This window comes from Nonomuraea sp. NPDC005650 (assembly GCF_040605375.1).
Lineage (GTDB): Bacteria > Actinomycetota > Actinomycetes > Streptosporangiales > Streptosporangiaceae > Nonomuraea.
Window position 1 is genome coordinate 212,548 of sequence record NZ_JBEXCR010000002.1, and the last position, 16,192, is coordinate 228,739.

17 protein-coding genes are annotated in these 16,192 nt (G+C 72.3%); 7 read left to right on the forward strand and 10 right to left on the reverse strand.

Going from position 1 to position 16,192, the window contains the following annotated elements; all coding sequences use genetic code 11:
• Positions 1 to 10: 10 nt before the first annotated feature.
• Genes ABZS69_RS03780 through ABZS69_RS03805 form a run of 6 tightly spaced genes read left to right on the forward strand, consistent with a single transcriptional unit; the run spans position 11 to position 5,812 of the window.
• Entirely contained in the window at positions 11 to 331 is a 321-nt protein-coding gene (locus ABZS69_RS03780) for a PadR family transcriptional regulator (protein WP_355365933.1), read from the forward strand.
• A complete protein-coding gene (locus ABZS69_RS03785) occupies positions 328 to 1,239 on the forward strand; it encodes a hypothetical protein (RefSeq protein WP_355365936.1) in 912 nt (303 codons plus the stop codon). Before ABZS69_RS03780 ends, ABZS69_RS03785 begins: the two co-directional genes overlap by 4 nt.
• Positions 1,240 to 1,273: 34 nt before the next feature.
• Positions 1,274 to 2,188 carry a hypothetical protein gene (locus ABZS69_RS03790; RefSeq protein ID WP_355365939.1) on the forward strand — a complete coding sequence of 305 codons (915 nt, stop codon included), beginning with the start codon at positions 1,274 to 1,276 and terminating at the stop codon, positions 2,186 to 2,188.
• A gap of 60 nt (positions 2,189 to 2,248) precedes the next feature.
• Positions 2,249 to 3,967, forward strand: a complete 1,719-nt coding sequence (locus ABZS69_RS03795; protein ID WP_355365942.1) for a peptidoglycan-binding protein — start codon at positions 2,249 to 2,251, stop codon at positions 3,965 to 3,967.
• The gene (locus ABZS69_RS03800; RefSeq protein WP_355365945.1) at positions 3,960 to 4,634 is read left to right on the forward strand and encodes an ABC transporter ATP-binding protein; all 675 of its coding nucleotides are present in this window, start codon (positions 3,960 to 3,962) and stop codon (positions 4,632 to 4,634) included. The genes ABZS69_RS03795 and ABZS69_RS03800 overlap by 8 nt, the downstream gene beginning before the upstream one ends.
• Positions 4,634 to 5,812: an ABC transporter permease gene (locus tag ABZS69_RS03805; RefSeq protein WP_355365948.1), complete on the forward strand. Its 1,179-nt coding sequence runs from the start codon at positions 4,634 to 4,636 to the stop codon at positions 5,810 to 5,812. The genes ABZS69_RS03800 and ABZS69_RS03805 overlap by 1 nt, the downstream gene beginning before the upstream one ends.
• On the opposite strand, the gene ABZS69_RS03810 is transcribed toward ABZS69_RS03805, so the two are convergent.
• Genes ABZS69_RS03810 through ABZS69_RS03835 form a run of 6 tightly spaced genes read right to left on the reverse strand, consistent with a single transcriptional unit; the run spans position 5,805 to position 11,736 of the window.
• Complete coding sequence (locus ABZS69_RS03810) at positions 5,805 to 7,220, reverse strand: aspartate aminotransferase family protein (protein ID WP_355365951.1); 1,416 nt, start codon at positions 7,218 to 7,220, stop codon at positions 5,805 to 5,807. The two genes, ABZS69_RS03805 and ABZS69_RS03810, sit on opposite strands and share 8 nt — an antisense overlap.
• Complete coding sequence (locus ABZS69_RS03815; RefSeq protein ID WP_355365954.1) at positions 7,217 to 7,837, reverse strand: TetR/AcrR family transcriptional regulator; 621 nt, start codon at positions 7,835 to 7,837, stop codon at positions 7,217 to 7,219. The genes ABZS69_RS03810 and ABZS69_RS03815 overlap by 4 nt, the downstream gene beginning before the upstream one ends.
• Positions 7,838 to 7,894: 57 nt before the next feature.
• Positions 7,895 to 8,302, reverse strand: a complete 408-nt coding sequence (locus ABZS69_RS03820) for a hypothetical protein (protein ID WP_355365957.1) — start codon at positions 8,300 to 8,302, stop codon at positions 7,895 to 7,897.
• A gap of 59 nt (positions 8,303 to 8,361) precedes the next feature.
• Positions 8,362 to 9,267, reverse strand: a complete 906-nt coding sequence (locus tag ABZS69_RS03825; protein WP_355365960.1) for a substrate-binding domain-containing protein — start codon at positions 9,265 to 9,267, stop codon at positions 8,362 to 8,364.
• Positions 9,268 to 9,278: 11 nt separating this feature from the next.
• A complete protein-coding gene (locus ABZS69_RS03830; RefSeq protein WP_355365963.1) occupies positions 9,279 to 10,244 on the reverse strand; it encodes an ABC transporter permease in 966 nt (321 codons plus the stop codon).
• The gene (locus ABZS69_RS03835) at positions 10,234 to 11,736 is read right to left on the reverse strand and encodes a sugar ABC transporter ATP-binding protein (RefSeq protein ID WP_355365966.1); all 1,503 of its coding nucleotides are present in this window, start codon (positions 11,734 to 11,736) and stop codon (positions 10,234 to 10,236) included. The genes ABZS69_RS03830 and ABZS69_RS03835 overlap by 11 nt, the downstream gene beginning before the upstream one ends.
• 90 nt (positions 11,737 to 11,826) lie before the next feature.
• Between ABZS69_RS03835 and ABZS69_RS03840 the strand changes: the two genes are divergently transcribed.
• Positions 11,827 to 12,807, forward strand: coding sequence for a hypothetical protein (locus ABZS69_RS03840; protein WP_355365969.1), 981 nt, complete (start codon positions 11,827 to 11,829; stop codon positions 12,805 to 12,807).
• Positions 12,808 to 12,885: 78 nt separating this feature from the next.
• Here ABZS69_RS03840 and ABZS69_RS03845 read toward each other — a convergent pair whose 3' ends face one another.
• The 4 genes from ABZS69_RS03845 to ABZS69_RS03860 all read right to left on the reverse strand — a co-directional run bounded on the left by ABZS69_RS03845 (position 12,886) and on the right by ABZS69_RS03860 (position 16,065).
• On the reverse strand, positions 12,886 to 14,025 hold the full coding sequence (locus ABZS69_RS03845) for a monooxygenase (RefSeq protein ID WP_355365972.1): 1,140 nt from the start codon (positions 14,023 to 14,025) through the stop codon (positions 12,886 to 12,888).
• Positions 14,026 to 14,140: 115 nt separating this feature from the next.
• Positions 14,141 to 14,809 (reverse strand): hypothetical protein, encoded by a 669-nt coding sequence (locus ABZS69_RS03850; protein ID WP_355365975.1) that lies wholly within the window; start codon positions 14,807 to 14,809, stop codon positions 14,141 to 14,143.
• A 6-nt stretch (positions 14,810 to 14,815) separates the two neighbouring features.
• The gene (locus tag ABZS69_RS03855; protein WP_355365978.1) at positions 14,816 to 15,748 is read right to left on the reverse strand and encodes a hypothetical protein; all 933 of its coding nucleotides are present in this window, start codon (positions 15,746 to 15,748) and stop codon (positions 14,816 to 14,818) included.
• Positions 15,745 to 16,065 carry a hypothetical protein gene (locus tag ABZS69_RS03860; RefSeq protein WP_355365980.1) on the reverse strand — a complete coding sequence of 107 codons (321 nt, stop codon included), beginning with the start codon at positions 16,063 to 16,065 and terminating at the stop codon, positions 15,745 to 15,747. The genes ABZS69_RS03855 and ABZS69_RS03860 overlap by 4 nt, the downstream gene beginning before the upstream one ends.
• Positions 16,066 to 16,192: the final 127 nt, after the last annotated feature.

Consider the following 16,192-nt stretch of genomic DNA (forward strand, 5'->3'; position numbering starts at 1 on the left):
AATCTGGGCCATGCCCAGGGGAACCTCAGAAGTGAGCGAGCCGATGTTCTTCGTGCTCGCAGCCCTACGCGCCGGCCCGCTGCACGGCCACGCGATCAGCAAGTCGATCAAGGAGCTGTCGGGTGGCCGGGTCCAGCCGTCGGTCGGCACCCTCTACGGCATCCTGGAGCGCCTGAACGAGCGAGGCGTGATCACTGTGGACCGGGAGGAGACGGTCAACGGCCGCAACCGGCGCTACTTCCGGATCACCGACGAGGGACGGACCCTCGTCGAGGCCGAGGCCAGGCGCATGCACGAGGCCGCCGCGCTCGTGCTGCGCCCCATCACATGACCGCTACCGCACCCCAGCCCATGACCTCGCTCGAACGGCGCTACCGCCGGCTGCTGCTGGCGTACCCGAGGCAGTACCGCGCGGCGCACGGCGACGAGCTGGTCGACGTCCTGCTGGAGTCGGCCGACCCCGGCAGGACGGTCCCGGTGCTCAGGGAGGCGTGGGGCCTGCTGGTGGGCGGCACGCGCAGCCGCATCGTCCACCTGGCGACGGGCAGCGCGTGGGAGGACGGCCTGCACCTGGGCGTCACGGCCGTGGCCGCGGCGAACCTGGCGGCGTTACTCCCCTACGCCGACGTGCTGCCGCTGTGGACGCTGCTGTCGGCGCTCGCGCTGCTGGCCGTCCTGCGTGGACGGCTGCCGGTGGCGTTCCCGCTCACGCTCGCCGTGGGCGTGAAGGCGGTCGCGATCGCGGGCGGCTGGCAGGCGTTCGATCTGACGCTGCTGCCGGTGTTCCCGTGGGCCCTCGCCGACCGTGCCCTGTTCTCGGACAGCAGCCCCTTCACCGTGGCCTTCGCGTACGCGGTGGTGCTGCTCGGGCTGTTGGTGCTCATGTCGAGAAGGCGGAAGGCGCCGCGGATCCGGTCATGGTGGTGGCCGGCGGCCGTCGTGGCCGTCGCGTGGGCGGGCCCCCAGTGGATGGAGGCGGACACGATCGTCCCGATCAGCCTGAGCCGGATCACGGCGGAGGTGGCGGCGTTCGGACTGGCCGTGGCGGGCAGCTCCCTGGCGCGCGACCACCGGTGGGCGCTCGCGTCGGGCATCTACCTGCTGGTGAGATCGGTCGAGCTGAGCACGAGCCCCGACCTGCTGACCAGGCAGCACCTGGCCTACTGGGGCCTGCTGACCGTACTGGCCCTCGGCGCCGGCTCCGCGCCGTTCCGGAGGCGGCGGCATTGTCTGGATTGACCATGCTTCGTTAAACGGAGTATGGTCTCCCGCCATGACGAGGAAGACACTGCCTGTCGCGATGCTCGCGCTCGCCGTCCTCTGCGGCTGCGGGGGCGCCGCAGAGACCGGCGCCACGGAGAAGGCGGCTGCCCTGCCCTCTCCCGGCGCGGCGGCGGCCAAGGACAAGAAGCACCAGCTCGAAGCGGCCAAGGCCGACTGCATGAAGCAGAAGGGCTTCAAGTACGTCGCGTGGGTGCAGCCGGAGCAGCCCCAGAGCGACGAGGACCGCCTGCGGGACGCGGGCGACTACCAGGCCATGCAGAAATATCGCCAAAAATACGGCTTCGGGGTCTTTGCCCTGCACGTCTATCCCAAGGAGATGAACGCCCCGGAGGCCCAGATGGAAGGCCCCAATCAGGATCCGAACGGGAAGCTCCAAGCGGCACTCTCCGGAGCTCAGCTGGACGCCTACAACAAGGCCAAGGACGCCTGCATGGTCACAGTGGCCAAGCAGGTCCTCGGCGTGACCCTGAAGTCGAACATCGACTACTACAACCAGATCGCCCTGGCCAGGAGGCGCGCGACCGCCAGCACGCTCGACACCGACCCCAAGCTGGTGGAGCTGGCCACCTCCATGGCCACCTGCCTGAAGGGCAAGGGCTACACCGTCAGCGACACCACGCCGACGGAGATGGCCAAGCGCGGCGAGAACGTGTTCATCAAGGAGCAGGACAAGGTGGGCCGGGAGCAGGACGACAGCGTGCCCGATGTCGCGCCGCCGGGGAAGAAGGGCCAGGGCCGGCAGATCCACATGCCGTCGCTCACCCCCGAGCAGGCCAAGCCGTACCTGGCCAAGGAGATCAAGGCCGCGCTCGACGACCTGGAGTGCGGCAAGGACTTCTACCCGGTCTACACGCCGCGGAAGTCGGCCATCGACACGCAGATCAGGGCCCAGTTCGCCTACTGACATCCGGGACCGGAGGACGGACTTCGCCATGCCCACCAGATCCACCGTGACCGCCGCCGCATGAAGTCGCCGCGCAAGCTCCTCGCCGGCGTCGTCGCCGGAGTAGTGATCATCGCTGGTGCCGGCTGGGCCGTGGGGTCCCGGCTGCGCTCCCCCGCCGACGAGGCGGCGCGCCGCGCCGCGCCGCGGGCCTCGCTCGTCACCGCCGCCGTCGAGCGCCGCAAGCTCGTCAGCACCGTCGTGGTCAGCGGCACGCTTGAGTACGGCTCGCCCCTGCCGGTCAGCCTGGCCGGGGCGGTCGGCGGCACGTCCGAGCTGCAGCGGGCCACCCGGGCTCCGCGCCAGGGCCGGTTCTCGGAGGGCGCGGTCCTCATGGAGGTCAACGGCCGCCCGGTGTTCGCGCTGCGCGGGTCCGTGCCGATGCACCGCACGATCGCCCCCGGCAGCGAGGGGGACGACGTCAAGCAGCTCCAGCGGGCGCTGCGCAGGCTGGGGTACGGCGGTCCCGTCTCGGGCGTGTTCGACCAGGCCACGATCGCCGCCGTCACCCGCATGTACGCGAAGAAGGGGTACGAGGCGCAGCAGCCGACGCTGACCGACCGGCAGGCGTACGACACGCTGCGCAAGGCCGTACAGACTGCCCAGGAGGGCCTCGCCACCGAGAAGAAGGCGCTGGACCAGGGGCGTGACGTGCTGCCGCTCAAGATGAGGCTCGCCAACGCCGGGACGGACCTGAAGGCGGCTGAGCGCGCCCTGCGGGAGGCCGAGGCCCGGGAGCTGACGCCGGAGGACGAGACCAGGACGGTGGCGGCGGAGGCGGCCGTGCGCGCGGCGCAGGAGAAGCTGGCCGAGGCCGAGCAGGCGCTGGCCGAGGCCAGGAGGCAGCCCACGCAGCCCACGCCGACGGCCACCGCCACCCCCCAGCCCACGGCCTCCACCGACACGAGCCTGCTGGAGCTGCGGGTCCGCAACGCCGAGGCCGACCTGGCGGCGGCGCTGGAGGCGCGCGAGCGGGTGTCGGAGGAGGCGCGGCAGGCCAGGGAGAAGAGCCTGGTGGAGCTGCGCCGGGCCGTGCGGACCGCGAAGGAGGCCAAGGCCGCCGCCGAGCAGGCGCTGCGCCAGGCCAGGCAGCTCTCGCCGACCAGGCTCAAGGTGGCCAACGCCGGGAAGGACGTGGCGGCGGCCAAGGGGATGCTGGCCGAGTTCGCGCGTACGTACGGGACCTCCGTCCCGCCCGGCGAGGTGGTGTTCCTGCCGAAGCTGCCCGCCCGGGTGCGCAAGGTCTCGGTCAAGCAGGGGCAGCAGGTCGAGAAGGAGGTCGCGACGGTGACCGGCTCGGCGTTCACGGTGACGGGGTCGGTGGCGGCGACGGAGGCCGAGCTGCTGCGCACGGGCATGGAGGCGGCCATCGAGCTCGACACGGGCCGGATGTACAAGGCGAGCCTCACCGCGGTCGGCGACCAGGCCAAGGTGCCCGGCGTCGAGGAGGCCGAGGACGGCGCGGAGCCCATCCTGCTCACGCCCGCCTCGATGAAGGGGCTCAAGCCCGGGACCGCGGTGACGGCGCGCGTGACGGTGGGGGCGACCAAGGAGCCGGTGCTGGTCGTGCCGGTGGCAGCCGTGATCACCGGGGCCGACGGGAGGGCCCGGGTCCGGGTCGAGTACGCCACGGACAGGACCCGGGACGTCGAGGTGCGTACAGGGCTGACCGCCGACGGGAACGTCCAGGTCGCCGGAGCGCTCAAGGAGGGCGACCGGGTGGTGGTCAGCGGTGCCTGAGCCGGTGATCTCGCTGACGGAGGTCAGCAGGGAGTTCCCCGCCGACCCGCCGGTCCGGGCGCTCGACCACGTCACGCTCCGCGTGGACAGGGGTGACTACCTGGCCGTCGCCGGCCCGTCGGGCTCGGGCAAGTCGACCCTCCTGAACGTGCTCGGCCTGCTCGACCGCCCCGGCTCGGGCAGCTACCGCCTCGACGGCATCGAGACCACGACCCTGCGCGACGGGGCCAGAACGCGGTTGCGCGGCGACCGGATCGGCTTCGTTTTCCAGTCCTTCCACCTGCTCTCCCACCGCAGCGTGGTGGAGAACGTCATGCTCGCCGAAATTTACGGAGGAGAAGGACGTAAGGGCAGGCGGGAGCGGGCCCTGGCGGCGCTGGAACGAGTCGGCCTCGGCCACCGGACCGGGTTCGCGCCCGACCGGCTGTCCGGGGGCGAGCGCCAGCGCACGGCCATCGCCAGGGCCCTCATGGGCCGGCCGTCCCTGCTGCTGTGCGACGAACCCACGGGCAACCTCGACAGCCGCAACACGGAATCGGTGCTCGGCCTGTTCGACGAGCTGCGGGGGCAGGGGCTGACGCTCGTGGTCATCACCCACGAGCAGGAGGTCGGCGAGCGGGCCGGGCGCCGGGTCCGGATCACCGACGGCGTGCTGGTGGAGGAGTGATGCACGTACGGGACCTGATCGGGGAGGCCGTCGCCGGCATGCTGGCCCGGCCCGTGCGCTCGGCGCTCACCACGCTCGGGACCGTGCTCGGCATCACCACGCTGGTCGTCACGCTGGGCGTGGCCGCCACCGCGGGCAACCAGATCGTCGGCCGCTTCGACGCCCTGGTGGCCACGGCCGTCACCGTGGAGGTGCCGGCGTCGCCGAACGCGCCGCTCGTGGAGTGGGACGCGATCGACCGGCTGACCAGGCTGCGCGGCGTCGAGTCCGCCGCCGCCGTGGCCGAGTCGGACGAGAGCTCGAACCTGTCCGTACGCTCCAACGACATCGTGGACCCCACCCGGGTCACCGCGCAGTCGCTGACCGTGCTGGCCGCGACGACCGGGCTGCCGGAGGCGGCGCGCGGCAGGATGGTGCGGGGCAGGTTCTACGACGCCGGGCACGTCGCGCGGCGCGACCGGGTGGCGGTGATCGGCGACCAGGCGGCCAGGCTGCTCGGCGTCGGCCGCCTCGACCGGGCGCCGGCCATCTTCATCGGGAAGCACGCGTACACGGTCATCGGCATCCTGGGCGACCTGCGCCGCGAGCGGAGCCTGAGCACCGCCGTGTTCGTGCCGCCCACGGTGGGCGGGCAGTTCGGGCTGCGGAACGTCACCAGGGTGCTGGTCAACACGAGCCTGGGCGCGGCGGACCTGGTGGCCCGGCAGGCGCCCGCCGCGCTCAGCCCGGGGAACGGCGACATGCTGCAGGTGGTCGCCCCGCCCAGCCCCACCAGGGCGCGCGACCAGGCGCAGGACGACGTCAACGCGCTCTTCCTGATCCTCGGCCTGGTCTCGCTCGTGGTCGGCGCGGTCGGCATCGCCAACGTCACGCTCGTCACCGTGATGGAACGCGTGCCGGAGATCGGCCTGCGCCGCTCGCTCGGGGCGGCCAGGCGGCACATCGCCGCCCAGTTCCTGCTGGAGTCGACGCTGATCGGCCTCGCGGGCGGCGTGATCGGCGCGAGCCTGGGCGTCGTCACGGTCGTCGCGGTGTCGGCCGCCAGGCAGTGGACGCCGCTGCTGGACGTGCGCCTCGCGGTCGCGGCGCCGGTGGCGGGGGCCCTGGTGGGCCTGCTGGCCGGGCTCTACCCGGCGCTGCGGGCGGCCAGGATGGAGCCGGTGGACGCGCTCAGATAGCGTAGACGGCCGCCAGGAACCGTACGAGCACCGCCTCCCTGGCGTCCGCGGGCAGCGCGTCGAGGATCGCGTTGACCATCGCCATCTCCGGCTGCCCCGCCTCCGGCCGCAGGTCCACCCCCACGGAGGAGGCCAGCTCGGCGAAGGCCGCGTCGTCGAGCGCCTCCAGGTCCGTGCCCGCCACCAGCTCGACCAGCCCGTCGGGCAGCACGACGGGCCCCCGCCGCAGCGCGGCCGCGGCCGACTCGGCGATCACCTTCAGCAGGTCCTCGACCCCCGCCAGCGTCACCCCGGTGACCGTGATGTGCAGGTTGGCCGGGATCCCCGCGTACGAGAGCTGCGGCTGCAGGAACCAGCCCCGCTCCCGCGCCTCGTCCGCCAGCACGAACACGTCGATCCCGTCCGCGGCGAACGCCACCAGCGACGACTCCGGCTCGCCGAGCACCCGCAGCCCGGGGATCGCCGCGAGCCCCTCGCGCAGCCTGGTCGTCGCCTCCAGGGTGGCCCGGCCCAGCTCCAGGTAGCCGTCCCTGCCCAGCGCCCGCAGGGTGGCCCAGGCGCCGCCGAGCGGCCCGGCCGACCTGGAGCTCTGCACGGTCGCGTTGACGATCGTGTAGCCGGGCCAGGCCGCGGAGGCGAAGTACGCCTTGCGCCGCATCGCGGGATCGGCGAAGAGGACGACCGAGGCGCCCTTGGGGGCGTACCCGAACTTGTGCAGGTCGCACGAGAGCGACGTGACGCCCGGCACCGACAGGTCGAACGGCGGGACCTCCGCGCCAGCCGCGCGCAGCCACGGCAGCAGCCACCCGCCGACGCACGCGTCCACGTGGCAGGGCACGCCCGCCGCCGCGGCCACGGCCGCGACCTCCTCGATCGGGTCGATCACCCCTTGGGGGTAGGAGGGCGCGGAGGCGACGACCAGGATCGTGTTCTCGTCGATCGCGTCCGCCAGGTCCCGCGCCCGCACCTTGTACGTCTCCAGGTCCACCGGCACGGCGACGACCTCGACGCCGAGATAGTGGGCCGCCTTGTGGAAGGCGGGGTGGGCGCTCACGGCGAGGACCAGGTTCGGGCGGGCCTTGCGGGCGGCGTCGCGGGCGGCCTTGACCGCCAGCATGATCGACTCGGTGCCGCCGCTGGTGAAGATGCCGTGGCCGCCGCCGAGCAGGTCCGCGACCGCGCCGACGACCTGCCGCTCCATCTCGACCACGCTGGGGAACGCGGTCGGGTCGAGGCAGTTCACCTCCAGCATCTCGAGGTACGCCCGCGCCGCCGCCTCGTGGACCTCGGCCCGGCCGGTGTCGTAGACGTAGGCCGTCACCTGGCCGCCGCGCACCGGTAAGTCGCGCGACCTCAGCCTGGCCACCTCGGCCAGCAGCTCCTCGGTCGTCCTGCCTGCGGGGTTCACATGTCTCCTTCGGGGAGGCCGAGCGTGCGGTGGACGCTCAGGTGCAGGTGGGCGCGGAAGCGGCGCAGGGCGGCCCGGTCGCCGGCGGCCCTGCGCCGGCCCTCCGCGTCCAGCACGCCCCCCTTGGCGAACCCGTGGACGGACCAGATGACCATCCACATCGAGTATTCGAGATCGACCTTCTCGTCGATCAGTCCGCCCTCGACCGCGGGCCGGACGGCGGCGGTCACCGAGGCGACCAGCGGCCGCACGTACTCGCGCTCCAGCTCGGTGATGTCGCTGGCGTCGGAGAGCCAGCGGTGCATCCACAGGGCGGGCACCTCGGGGTTGTCCACGCAGAAGTCGAGGTAGTCGTCCAGCAGCCGGTGGATGGCCGCGACGGGGTCGTCGCCGGGCAGCCGGGCGAGCGCCAGGTCCAGAGCCGCCTTCTCCGCCCGGTGCGCCCGCTCCATGACGGCGAGATAGAGCTCGCGCTTGCCGCCCACGTGGTAGTTGACGGTGGCGATGTTCATCCCGGCGGCCTCGGCGATCTGGCGCGTGGAGGTGCCGTCGTAGCCGAGCGCGGCGAACAGCTGTGTAGCGACCTTGAGGATCAGGTTGACCTGTCCGCTGTCCATGCGGCAGAAGGTAGCGGCACCCCCGCCTCTCGGTCAATCACTTGATGGAGACCCGGCTCAGTCCGGGGCCCAGTACTTCACCATGATCTTGTCGAGGTGCTGCACGACGGGCTGCCAGCTCGGCGGGAGCGTGTAGCGGCTGACGCGATGCTTCTTATAAACAAGCGTGTACTTGAGGAAGTCCGCCCCCGGCGGGTTTCCCTCGGACCGCCCGAGCTTGAGGCTCTTGAGGTACGTGCGCAGCTTGCGCTCCTCCTTGCCCGTGAGGCACTTGTCGACGGTCGGCCCCGTCCGGCGGCTGAGCCGCACGCAACCGTTGCCGTAGACGACCACATGATCCTTCAGCCCCGCGAACCCGCCCTGCTTCCAGTACTCGACCAGCACCTTCTTCGGCGCGACGGCCGCCTGCGCCGGGGCCGGGACCACGGACAGGGTCAGGGCCGGCAGGAGCACAGGCATCAACACGATTCGCCACATTTTCTTCACACCTACTTGGACGGATGGGAGCGCCGAACGGCTCAGTCTCAGTCGAACTGGTCGGCGTTCTGCTTGGTGGCCGCCTTCACGGGGACGGCCACCGCCTTCGGGATGCTCTCCCCCTTGGCGGCCTTCACGGCGGCGTCCACCGCCGCCTGCCCCAGCAGCCTGGGCTGCTGGGCCACGGTGGCGGAGAGCGCGCCGGCCCGCACCGCCTTGATCGCGTCGGGCGTGCCGTCGAACCCGACCACCTTGACCTGCCGCCCGGCCCTGGCCCCCAGGGCCTTGATCGCGCCCAGGGCCATCTCGTCGTTCTCGGCGAACACGCCGGCGAGGTCGGGGTGCGACTGGATCAGGTTCGTCATGACGTCCAGGCCCTTGGCCCGATCGAAGTCCGCCGGCTGCTGCGCCACGACCTTGATGTCCGGGTACGCCGCGACGCCCTCGGCGAACCCCTTGCCGCGGTCGCGCGAGGCGGAGGTGCCCGGCACGCCCTGGAGCACGGCCACGTTCCCCTTCTCGCCGAGCAGCCCGGCCAGTTCCTGGGCGGCGAGCCGCCCGCCGGCCACGTTGTCGGAGGCCACGGTCTGGGCCACCGCCGCGCCGTTGACGCCGCGGTCGGCGGCGATCACCGGGATGTCGAACCGGTCGGCCGCCTTGACCGCGGGGGCGGCCGCGTCGGAGTCGACCGGGTTGATGATGATCGCCTTCATGTTCTGGCTGGTGAAGTTCTGGACCTGGTTCACCTGCTGCGAGGCGTCGTTCTGGGCGTCGGTGACGGTCAGCTTGACGCCCAGCTTCTTCGCCTCGGCCTGCGCGCCGTCCCGGAAACGCACGAAGTACGGGTTGTTCAGCGTCGACACCGACATGCCGATCTTGACGTCGCCCGGGGCTCCCCCGCCGCCGCACGCGGTCAGGCAGGCGAGCGCGGCACCCGCTGTGAGCATCCGCATGATCTTCCCCCCTAGGTGGTCGCCCTGCGCCGCAGGGTGTCGGCGAGCACCGCCAGCGCGATGACCACGCCGATCACGACCTGCTGCCAGAACGCCGAGACCGACAGCAGGTTCAGGCCGTTGCGCAGGACGGCCAGGATCAGCGCGCCGACGAACGTGCCGAGCGCCCGGCCCTTCCCCCCTGACAGGCTGGCGCCGCCGATCACGACGGCCGCGATGGCGTCGAGCTCGTAGCCGGCCGCCGCCTGGGGCTGCGCCGAGGCCAGCCGGCTGGCCAGCACGATCCCGGCCACCGCCGCGAAGCCGCCGGCCAGCGCGTACGTGACGATCTTCTGACGGGAGACGCGGATGCCCGACAGGCGGGCGGCCTCCTCGTTGCCGCCGATGGCGTACATGGCGCGGCCCGCGTACGTGCGGTTGAGTATCACGGCCGCGATCACCCCCATGACCACCATCACGATCACCGGGACCGGCAGGAAACCGCCGATCGTATCGCCCAGGTGCGAGACGGCGTCCGGCATCGGGATCGGGCTGCCCTCCGAGATGACCAGGGCCAGGCCGCGGGCGATGCCGAGCATGGCCAGCGTGGCGATGAACGGCGGCAGCTTGCCGTACGCGATCAGGACCGCGCTGACCAGCCCGCACGCCACCCCGACCGCCAGGGACGCCAGGGTGGCCAGCGGCCACGGGAGGCCGGCGGCGGTGGCGGTCCAGGCCAGGACGATCGCGGAGAGCGCGGCGACCGAGCCCACGGACAGGTCGATGCCGCCCGTCACGATCACGAACGTCTGCCCGAACGCCAGGATCGCGGTGACGGCGGCCTGGACGCCGACGTTGAGCAGGTTCCGCACGCCCAGGAAGTCGGGAGACAGCAGCGACAGCGCCACGACCAGCACCACGAGGGCCGCCAGCGCCCCGTTCTCGGCGAACCACGCCGCCGGCGGCGACCGGCGGCCCAGGAGCACGTCACTCCGCACGAGGACCCGCCACCTCAGCCACGGCCAGGCTCATCACGTCGTCCTGCGTGGCCCCGGCCGCGCGCAGCTCGCCGACGAGCCGCCCCCGCGCCATGACCAGGATCCGATCGCTCATCCCGAGGACCTCCGGCAGGTCGCTGGAGATCATCAGCACCGCGTCCCCCGCCGCCGTCAGCTCGTTGACGAGCTCGTAGATCTCGACCTTGGCGCCGACGTCGACGCCGCGCGTCGGCTCGTCGAGGATGAGCACGCGCGCGTCCGCCGCCAGCCACTTGCCGATGACCACCTTCTGCTGGTTGCCGCCGGAGAGCGTGCGCACCTCCTGGTCCAGCCCGGTCATCCGGATGCCGAGCCGCTCGGCCGCCTTCGCGGCGGCCGAGCGAAGCGTGGAACGCTCCACGAAGCCCGCCCTGGTGGCCTCGCGCATGGTGACCAGGCTGAGGTTCTCGGCGACGTCCGCCTGCAGGACCAGGCCCTGGCCCTTGCGGTCCTCGGGGACGAGGCCGAGCCCCGCCTCCATGGCGGCGGGCACGTCGCCGGGCGGCAGCCGCGCCCCCCGCACGGTGACCTCGCCCGCGTCGTAGCGATCGGCCCCGAACACCGCCCGCGCCACCTCCGTACGGCCCGCACCGACGAGCCCGGCCATTCCGACCACCTCGCCGGCCCGCACCTCGAACGACACGTCGCGGAACGCGCCCCCGCGGGTCAGCCCGGACACCTTGAGCAGCGGATCGCCCCGCCTGGCCGGCCGCCGCGGGTACCGCTGATCGACGGGGCGCCCGACCATGAGGGCGACCAGCTCGTCCCTGCCGGTGTTCGCGGGCACCTGGGCCACGGACCTGCCGTCGCGCAGCACGGTCACCCGGTCGCCGAGCTCGGCGATCTCCTCCAGGTGATGGGTGATGAACACGACCGCCACGCCCTCGTCGCGCAGCCGCCGCACGATCGCGAACAGCCGGGCGACCTCGCCGGTGGTGAGCACGGCCGTGGGCTCGTCCATGATCAGCACCCGCGCGTCCAGGGCCAGCGCCTTCGCGATCTCGATCATCTGCATGCGCGCGATGCCCAGCCCGGCGACCGGCGTACGCGGGTGCACGTCCACGCCGACCCGGTCCAGGAGGCCCTGGGCCTGCCGCTCCATGCGCCCGGTGGCCACGAACCCGAACCTGCGCGGCGGGCGGCCGAGCGCGAGGTTCTCGGCGACCGAGAGCTGGGGGACCAGGTTGAGCTCCTGGTAGATGGTGGAGATCCCCAGCCGCCGCGCGTCGCCCGCGGTGCGGAGGCGCACCGGGTGACCGTCCATCAGGACCCGGCCCGCGTCTGGGTGGTAGGCGCCCGAGAGAATCTTGATCAGCGTGCTCTTGCCCGCGCCGTTCTCGCCCAGCAGGACGTGCACCTCGCCGGTGCGCAGGCTCAGGTCCACGCCGTCGAGGGCGACCACGCCGGGGAAGGTCTTGCGCAGCCCCTCGGCCTTGAGAATCTCCTCGCTCACGTGGTGGTCCCTATCCGCTCACGAGGCCGCCGAACCCAACGAAAGCCCAGGTCAGGGTTATTGTCCTGCTGGCTGGGGAGTGAGGATGGGATGACGTCCCACGCCTCGCGACTCCGCATCGGGGTGCCCGTTTCCCTGTCGGGGAAGCACGCCCGTTTCGGCGTGCAGGTCCAGATCGGGCTGGAAGTGTGGCAGTCCCTCGACCCGTCCGTGGAGCTGGTCGTCGAGGACGACCACAGCGAGCCCGGCTCCCTGGACGTCGTGCTCCCCCGGCTGGCCGGGCAGTGCGACCTGCTGCTGGGGCCGTACTCGACGCAGCTCATGGGGCGGGCGGGCCGCATCGGCGCGGCGCTCGACCGGCTGATCTGGAACCACGGCGGTTCGGGGGACGACGTGCAGGCGGCCAACCCCGGGCACGTCGTCTCCGTCCAGACGCCGGCCGGCCGCTACGCCGAGCCGTTCGTCCGCCATCTCGCGGAGAGCGGCGACCTCAGCCCGCTCCGGATCGTGAGCGGCAAGGGGCGCTTCGCCCTGCAGGTCGCGGAGGGCGCCGCGCGGACCGCGCACGAGGTGGGCATCCCGGTGGTCCTCGGCGGCCCGGTGGAGGACTCCTGGAATCTCTTCTGCGCCGGGACCTTCGACGAGGACGTCGAGGTGGTCCGGCGGGCCCGCCGCCCGCGGGTCGTCTGCGCCGTGGCCGCCGGGGTGCGGGAGTTCGGCCCGGCCGTCGGCGACCCGCGCGGGATCTACGGCGTCGGCCAGTGGTTCCCCGGCAGCGGGGGCGAGGTGGCCATCGGGGTCTCCGAGGGGGAGTTCGTCGCCGCCTACGAGAAGAGGACCGGCGTGCCGCCGAACTACCTCGCCGTCCAGGGGGTCGCCGCCGCGATCATCGCGACGCACTGCGCCGTCCGGGCGGGCGGCACCGGGCGGGAAGAGCTGTGGTCGGCCGCCGCCGGCCTGGAGACGGCCACCCTGTTCGGCGACTTCGCGATCGACCCGGGCACCGGCCTGCAGACCGGGCACCGGGCGGTGCTCACGCGATGGGAGGAGCAGGGGCCCGTCGCCGTCTGAGGGGGGTGTATCCCCGCCGCCGGGGCGAACCCGGCAGCGGGGCGTTCTCTCTCCGCTCGCCGCCTCGGCAAGGGAAGGTCACGCGGCGCCGGGCGTCACGACGGCGATGCCCAGGCACATCTCGTCGCTGGTCCCGTCGCCCCACACCACGTACCGGGGCGGCAGCTTCTGCAGCTGGGGCAGCTGGGCGCGCAGGCCCGCGTCGTGCGTGCACGTCACCCGTACGACGTCGCCCCGCTTGACCGTGACGGGCTTGGGCAGGACCCGCAGCGCCTGGTCGTCGAAGTTGTACTCGGGCACGTCCAGGAGCGTCTGCGCCTTCGCGGTGCCGGGGTTGAGCTCGACCTTGATGGAGCGGCCGAGCAGGTGCATGTGGCCCGCCATGGCCTGCACCGTGGCGGTGCCCTCGACGGGCATGTCGCAGTGCTGGGTCGGCCCCGGTTTGGTCGGGCCGCAGTACTTGCCGAGGATCGCCACCTGCTTCGTGAGCTCCTCGCCGAACCTGGCGCCGACGTCCTTGACCGCGGCGGCCCGGTCGCAGAGCGGTCCCGACTCCTTCGGCGTGCAGGGCAGCTCGACCGGGGCCTGGAACAGGGCGGTCTCCAAGGGCTGCAGGGTCTGGTCCGTCACGCGGAGGCGGATGCCCGAGCGGTCGGTGCCCGGCTTGCCCTCCACGCCCAGCAGGTTGTAGTGGACCTGCATGACAAGCCGGCTGCCCGGCGGCAGCTCGTAGCCGTACTTGGGGTTGAGCAGCGTCTCGCTGGTGCCGGGGGCCCAGTGCGCCACCCACGCGGAGTCGCCGACGCCGTCGTCGCCGAAGCACGTCCAGCCCTGGCCGGGGCTGCGCTCGTCGATGGCGCGCGCCTGGGCGGCGCGCTCGGGGGCGACCCTGAAGAAGATCGCGTGGTGGACGAGGTCGAGGTTCTGGGGCTGGAACTGGGCGCCGGTCAGGAACACCTTGCCCGTCAGCTTGGGGTCGATGAGGAAGCAGCGGTAGTCGTCCGTGCCTCCGTTGGGCGGGTTCGGCGTGTACGGCTCCGCCATCGTGAGGTTGACGAACCGTTCACCGGCCCGCAGCGGGGCCGCCGCCGCCGTGGCCTTGGCGGCGTGTCCCGTATGACCGGTGTGAGTGGCCGGGGGGACAGTGCCCCCGGCCCCGCACGAGGCGAGCAGAACGACCGCGAGAAGGAGCACGGCCGTCCGGGCGAGTCGATTCATAGGTCAACACTCGCCCGCGGAGCGGCTCCGGGGCATCCTTCCACAGGACGCTTCCGATCGTTCCCTGGTAGGACTCCGGCATCCGACCCAGGTCTCCCCCTGGGACGGGGCAGGCTCAGTCCGACCCGCTCAGCCACCTCTGGGCGAACGTACGGATCTCCTCGTCCTCCGCGTTGACCGCGTGCTCCAAGAGGCCCGTGTCCTCCTCGGACAGGCGCCCGGCGGCCGCCGCGGCGAACAGCCGGGCCGTCGGGTCGGGCCCTTCGAGCCGGGCGAGGACCTCACGCGGGTCGGGCTCCTCGTCGTCCAGGCGGACCAGCCATCCGGCCAGTTCCTTGACCGGACCGGCCTGCAGGTTCGCCGCCCCGGCCGCCAGCTGGTCCGTCGAGGCGGAGGCCAGGAAACCGAGCACCTGCCAGCGGACGCCGGTGTCGTAGTCCGTGCTCAGGTTGATGACCCGCGCGATGGCCGGGCCGTGCCGGGCCTCGCCGTTGACCAGGACGACTTCGACCGCGTAGAACCGCACCTGGGCGGACGGGTGGGCGAGCAGGACGGGGATCTCGTCCATCATCGGGGCGGCGAGCTCTCCCAGCTCCGACAGCAACCAGGTCGCCGTCCGCACGGCCGCGTCGTCGCCGCTGTGCAGGAGCCCGGCGAGGTTCCCGACAGGGTATCCGTCGTACAGCTCGCCCAGCAGGTCGTTGGCCGCCGGCCCGACGACGTCGTCCTCGCGCGAATGCGCGCGGATGCGCTGGATCAGGTCGTCGCCAGTTTGCGTCTGCATCGGCTGTTACTTTCCCCCCAGGAAGCGCTTGAGCATGCCAATTGCCCCCTTCTCCTCTTCAACCCTGTGCACGTGCCCTGCATCGCCGTCGTTGTACCACTTCAGCTGCAGCTCCCGTTCACTGACGCTCTGTTCCAGTTTTGCCTTGAGCGCCTCCGCCTCCTCTTTCGTCATGTTGTCCGTGTTTTTGGGGACTTTTCCATGGAATTTGATTCCGTCGCTGTCGCTCCAGCCGCCACGGCCCCCACCGCGGCCCCCGCCGCCCCGCCTTCCCCCGCGGGCCATCTGGGCCATGCCGTCCTGGACGGAACGGGGGCCCGACGTGCCCGGCCGGAGCGGGACGGTCCGCCCGCCCGCCCCCGCGAGCGCCGGGCGCGGCCCGCCCGGACCTCCGGGACGGCGCAGGTCGTCGAGGACGCGGCGCATGGGATCGGTGATGCGGCGGCGCACGATGGGGGCGATGACCTTGCCGGTGCCCTCGCTGCCCTCGCGCAGGATCTTCCCGACGACCTTGCGGCGCATGAGCACGCGCGCGGTGGCGGCGGTCACTCCCAGCGCCCCGCCGAACGCCAGCAGCCTGGTCAGTTCGACCGAGGTGTAGACCGCCTGGGTGCCCGCCGCGACCTTCACCGCCGACACCACCGCCGCGGCGCCTTCGAGCACCGCGGGAGCCAGCTTCAGCGCGGCGTTGGCCTGGGCGACGTGGCCGTTCTGCCCCGCCCCCGTGCGATCCCAGTGGCCCTGCATGGCGGCGGCGGACTCGCCTCGGTAGACCTGCTGCGTGGCGCGTACCGACGAGTCGGCCCCCGCCGCGGCGGGCACCGAGTTCGCGTGGGCCAGGCGCACCGCGCCGCCCTCCCGCCTGGCGTCGTCCTCGTCGAAGGTCGGGTACGGCCCGAGCATCTGCATGACCCCGGCGGCCTCCGGGGGAAGCGTCACACCCACGTGCGGCCCAGGTTCTGCACGGCCTCGACGTTGGCGGCCTCGGTCTCGCCGGTGTTCTTCACCACGGCCTGCAGGCCCTCGCCGGTCGCGGCCATCTCCTGGGAGAGCCCGGAGAGCGCGGCCATGGACACCGCGCGGGATTCGGCGTACGTGCTGGTGAAAACGGCGAAGAGGCCGTCGTCCCCCCAGGACGACACGCCATCCCCACGTCCGTGCATCGGCGCGAGAGCCGCGCCGTAGTCCTCCCCGTGGGTCCTGATCCGGGAGGCTTCCTGCCCCACCGCCCCCAGAGCTATCTCAAGTCCCGTCATGCCAAATGACCATATAGGGGCATATCGCCGCACGTGCAACAGTTCTTGTTAATGAGACCTACATCGCTCAGTAATGATCTTGTCGGTGTATGTCTAGACTTGGCGGCCTGGTTTCCTCTCCTGACCA

Coding starts and splice junctions, on each gene's coding strand:
- ABZS69_RS03805 (WP_355365948.1), top strand. CDS start 4,634: ATGCACGTACGGGACCTGATCGGGGAGGCCGTCGCCGGCATGCTGGCC.
- ABZS69_RS03850 (WP_355365975.1), bottom strand. CDS start 14,809: ATGCAGACGCAAACTGGCGACGACCTGATCCAGCGCATCCGCGCGCAT.
- ABZS69_RS03840 (WP_355365969.1), top strand. CDS start 11,827: ATGACGTCCCACGCCTCGCGACTCCGCATCGGGGTGCCCGTTTCCCTG.
- ABZS69_RS03815 (WP_355365954.1), bottom strand. CDS start 7,837: ATGGACAGCGGACAGGTCAACCTGATCCTCAAGGTCGCTACACAGCTG.
- ABZS69_RS03860 (WP_355365980.1), bottom strand. CDS start 16,065: ATGACGGGACTTGAGATAGCTCTGGGGGCGGTGGGGCAGGAAGCCTCC.
- ABZS69_RS03825 (WP_355365960.1), bottom strand. CDS start 9,267: ATGCGGATGCTCACAGCGGGTGCCGCGCTCGCCTGCCTGACCGCGTGC.
- ABZS69_RS03780 (WP_355365933.1), top strand. CDS start 11: ATGCCCAGGGGAACCTCAGAAGTGAGCGAGCCGATGTTCTTCGTGCTC.
- ABZS69_RS03795 (WP_355365942.1), top strand. CDS start 2,249: ATGAAGTCGCCGCGCAAGCTCCTCGCCGGCGTCGTCGCCGGAGTAGTG.
- ABZS69_RS03845 (WP_355365972.1), bottom strand. CDS start 14,025: ATGAATCGACTCGCCCGGACGGCCGTGCTCCTTCTCGCGGTCGTTCTG.
- ABZS69_RS03785 (WP_355365936.1), top strand. CDS start 328: ATGACCGCTACCGCACCCCAGCCCATGACCTCGCTCGAACGGCGCTAC.
- ABZS69_RS03790 (WP_355365939.1), top strand. CDS start 1,274: ATGACGAGGAAGACACTGCCTGTCGCGATGCTCGCGCTCGCCGTCCTC.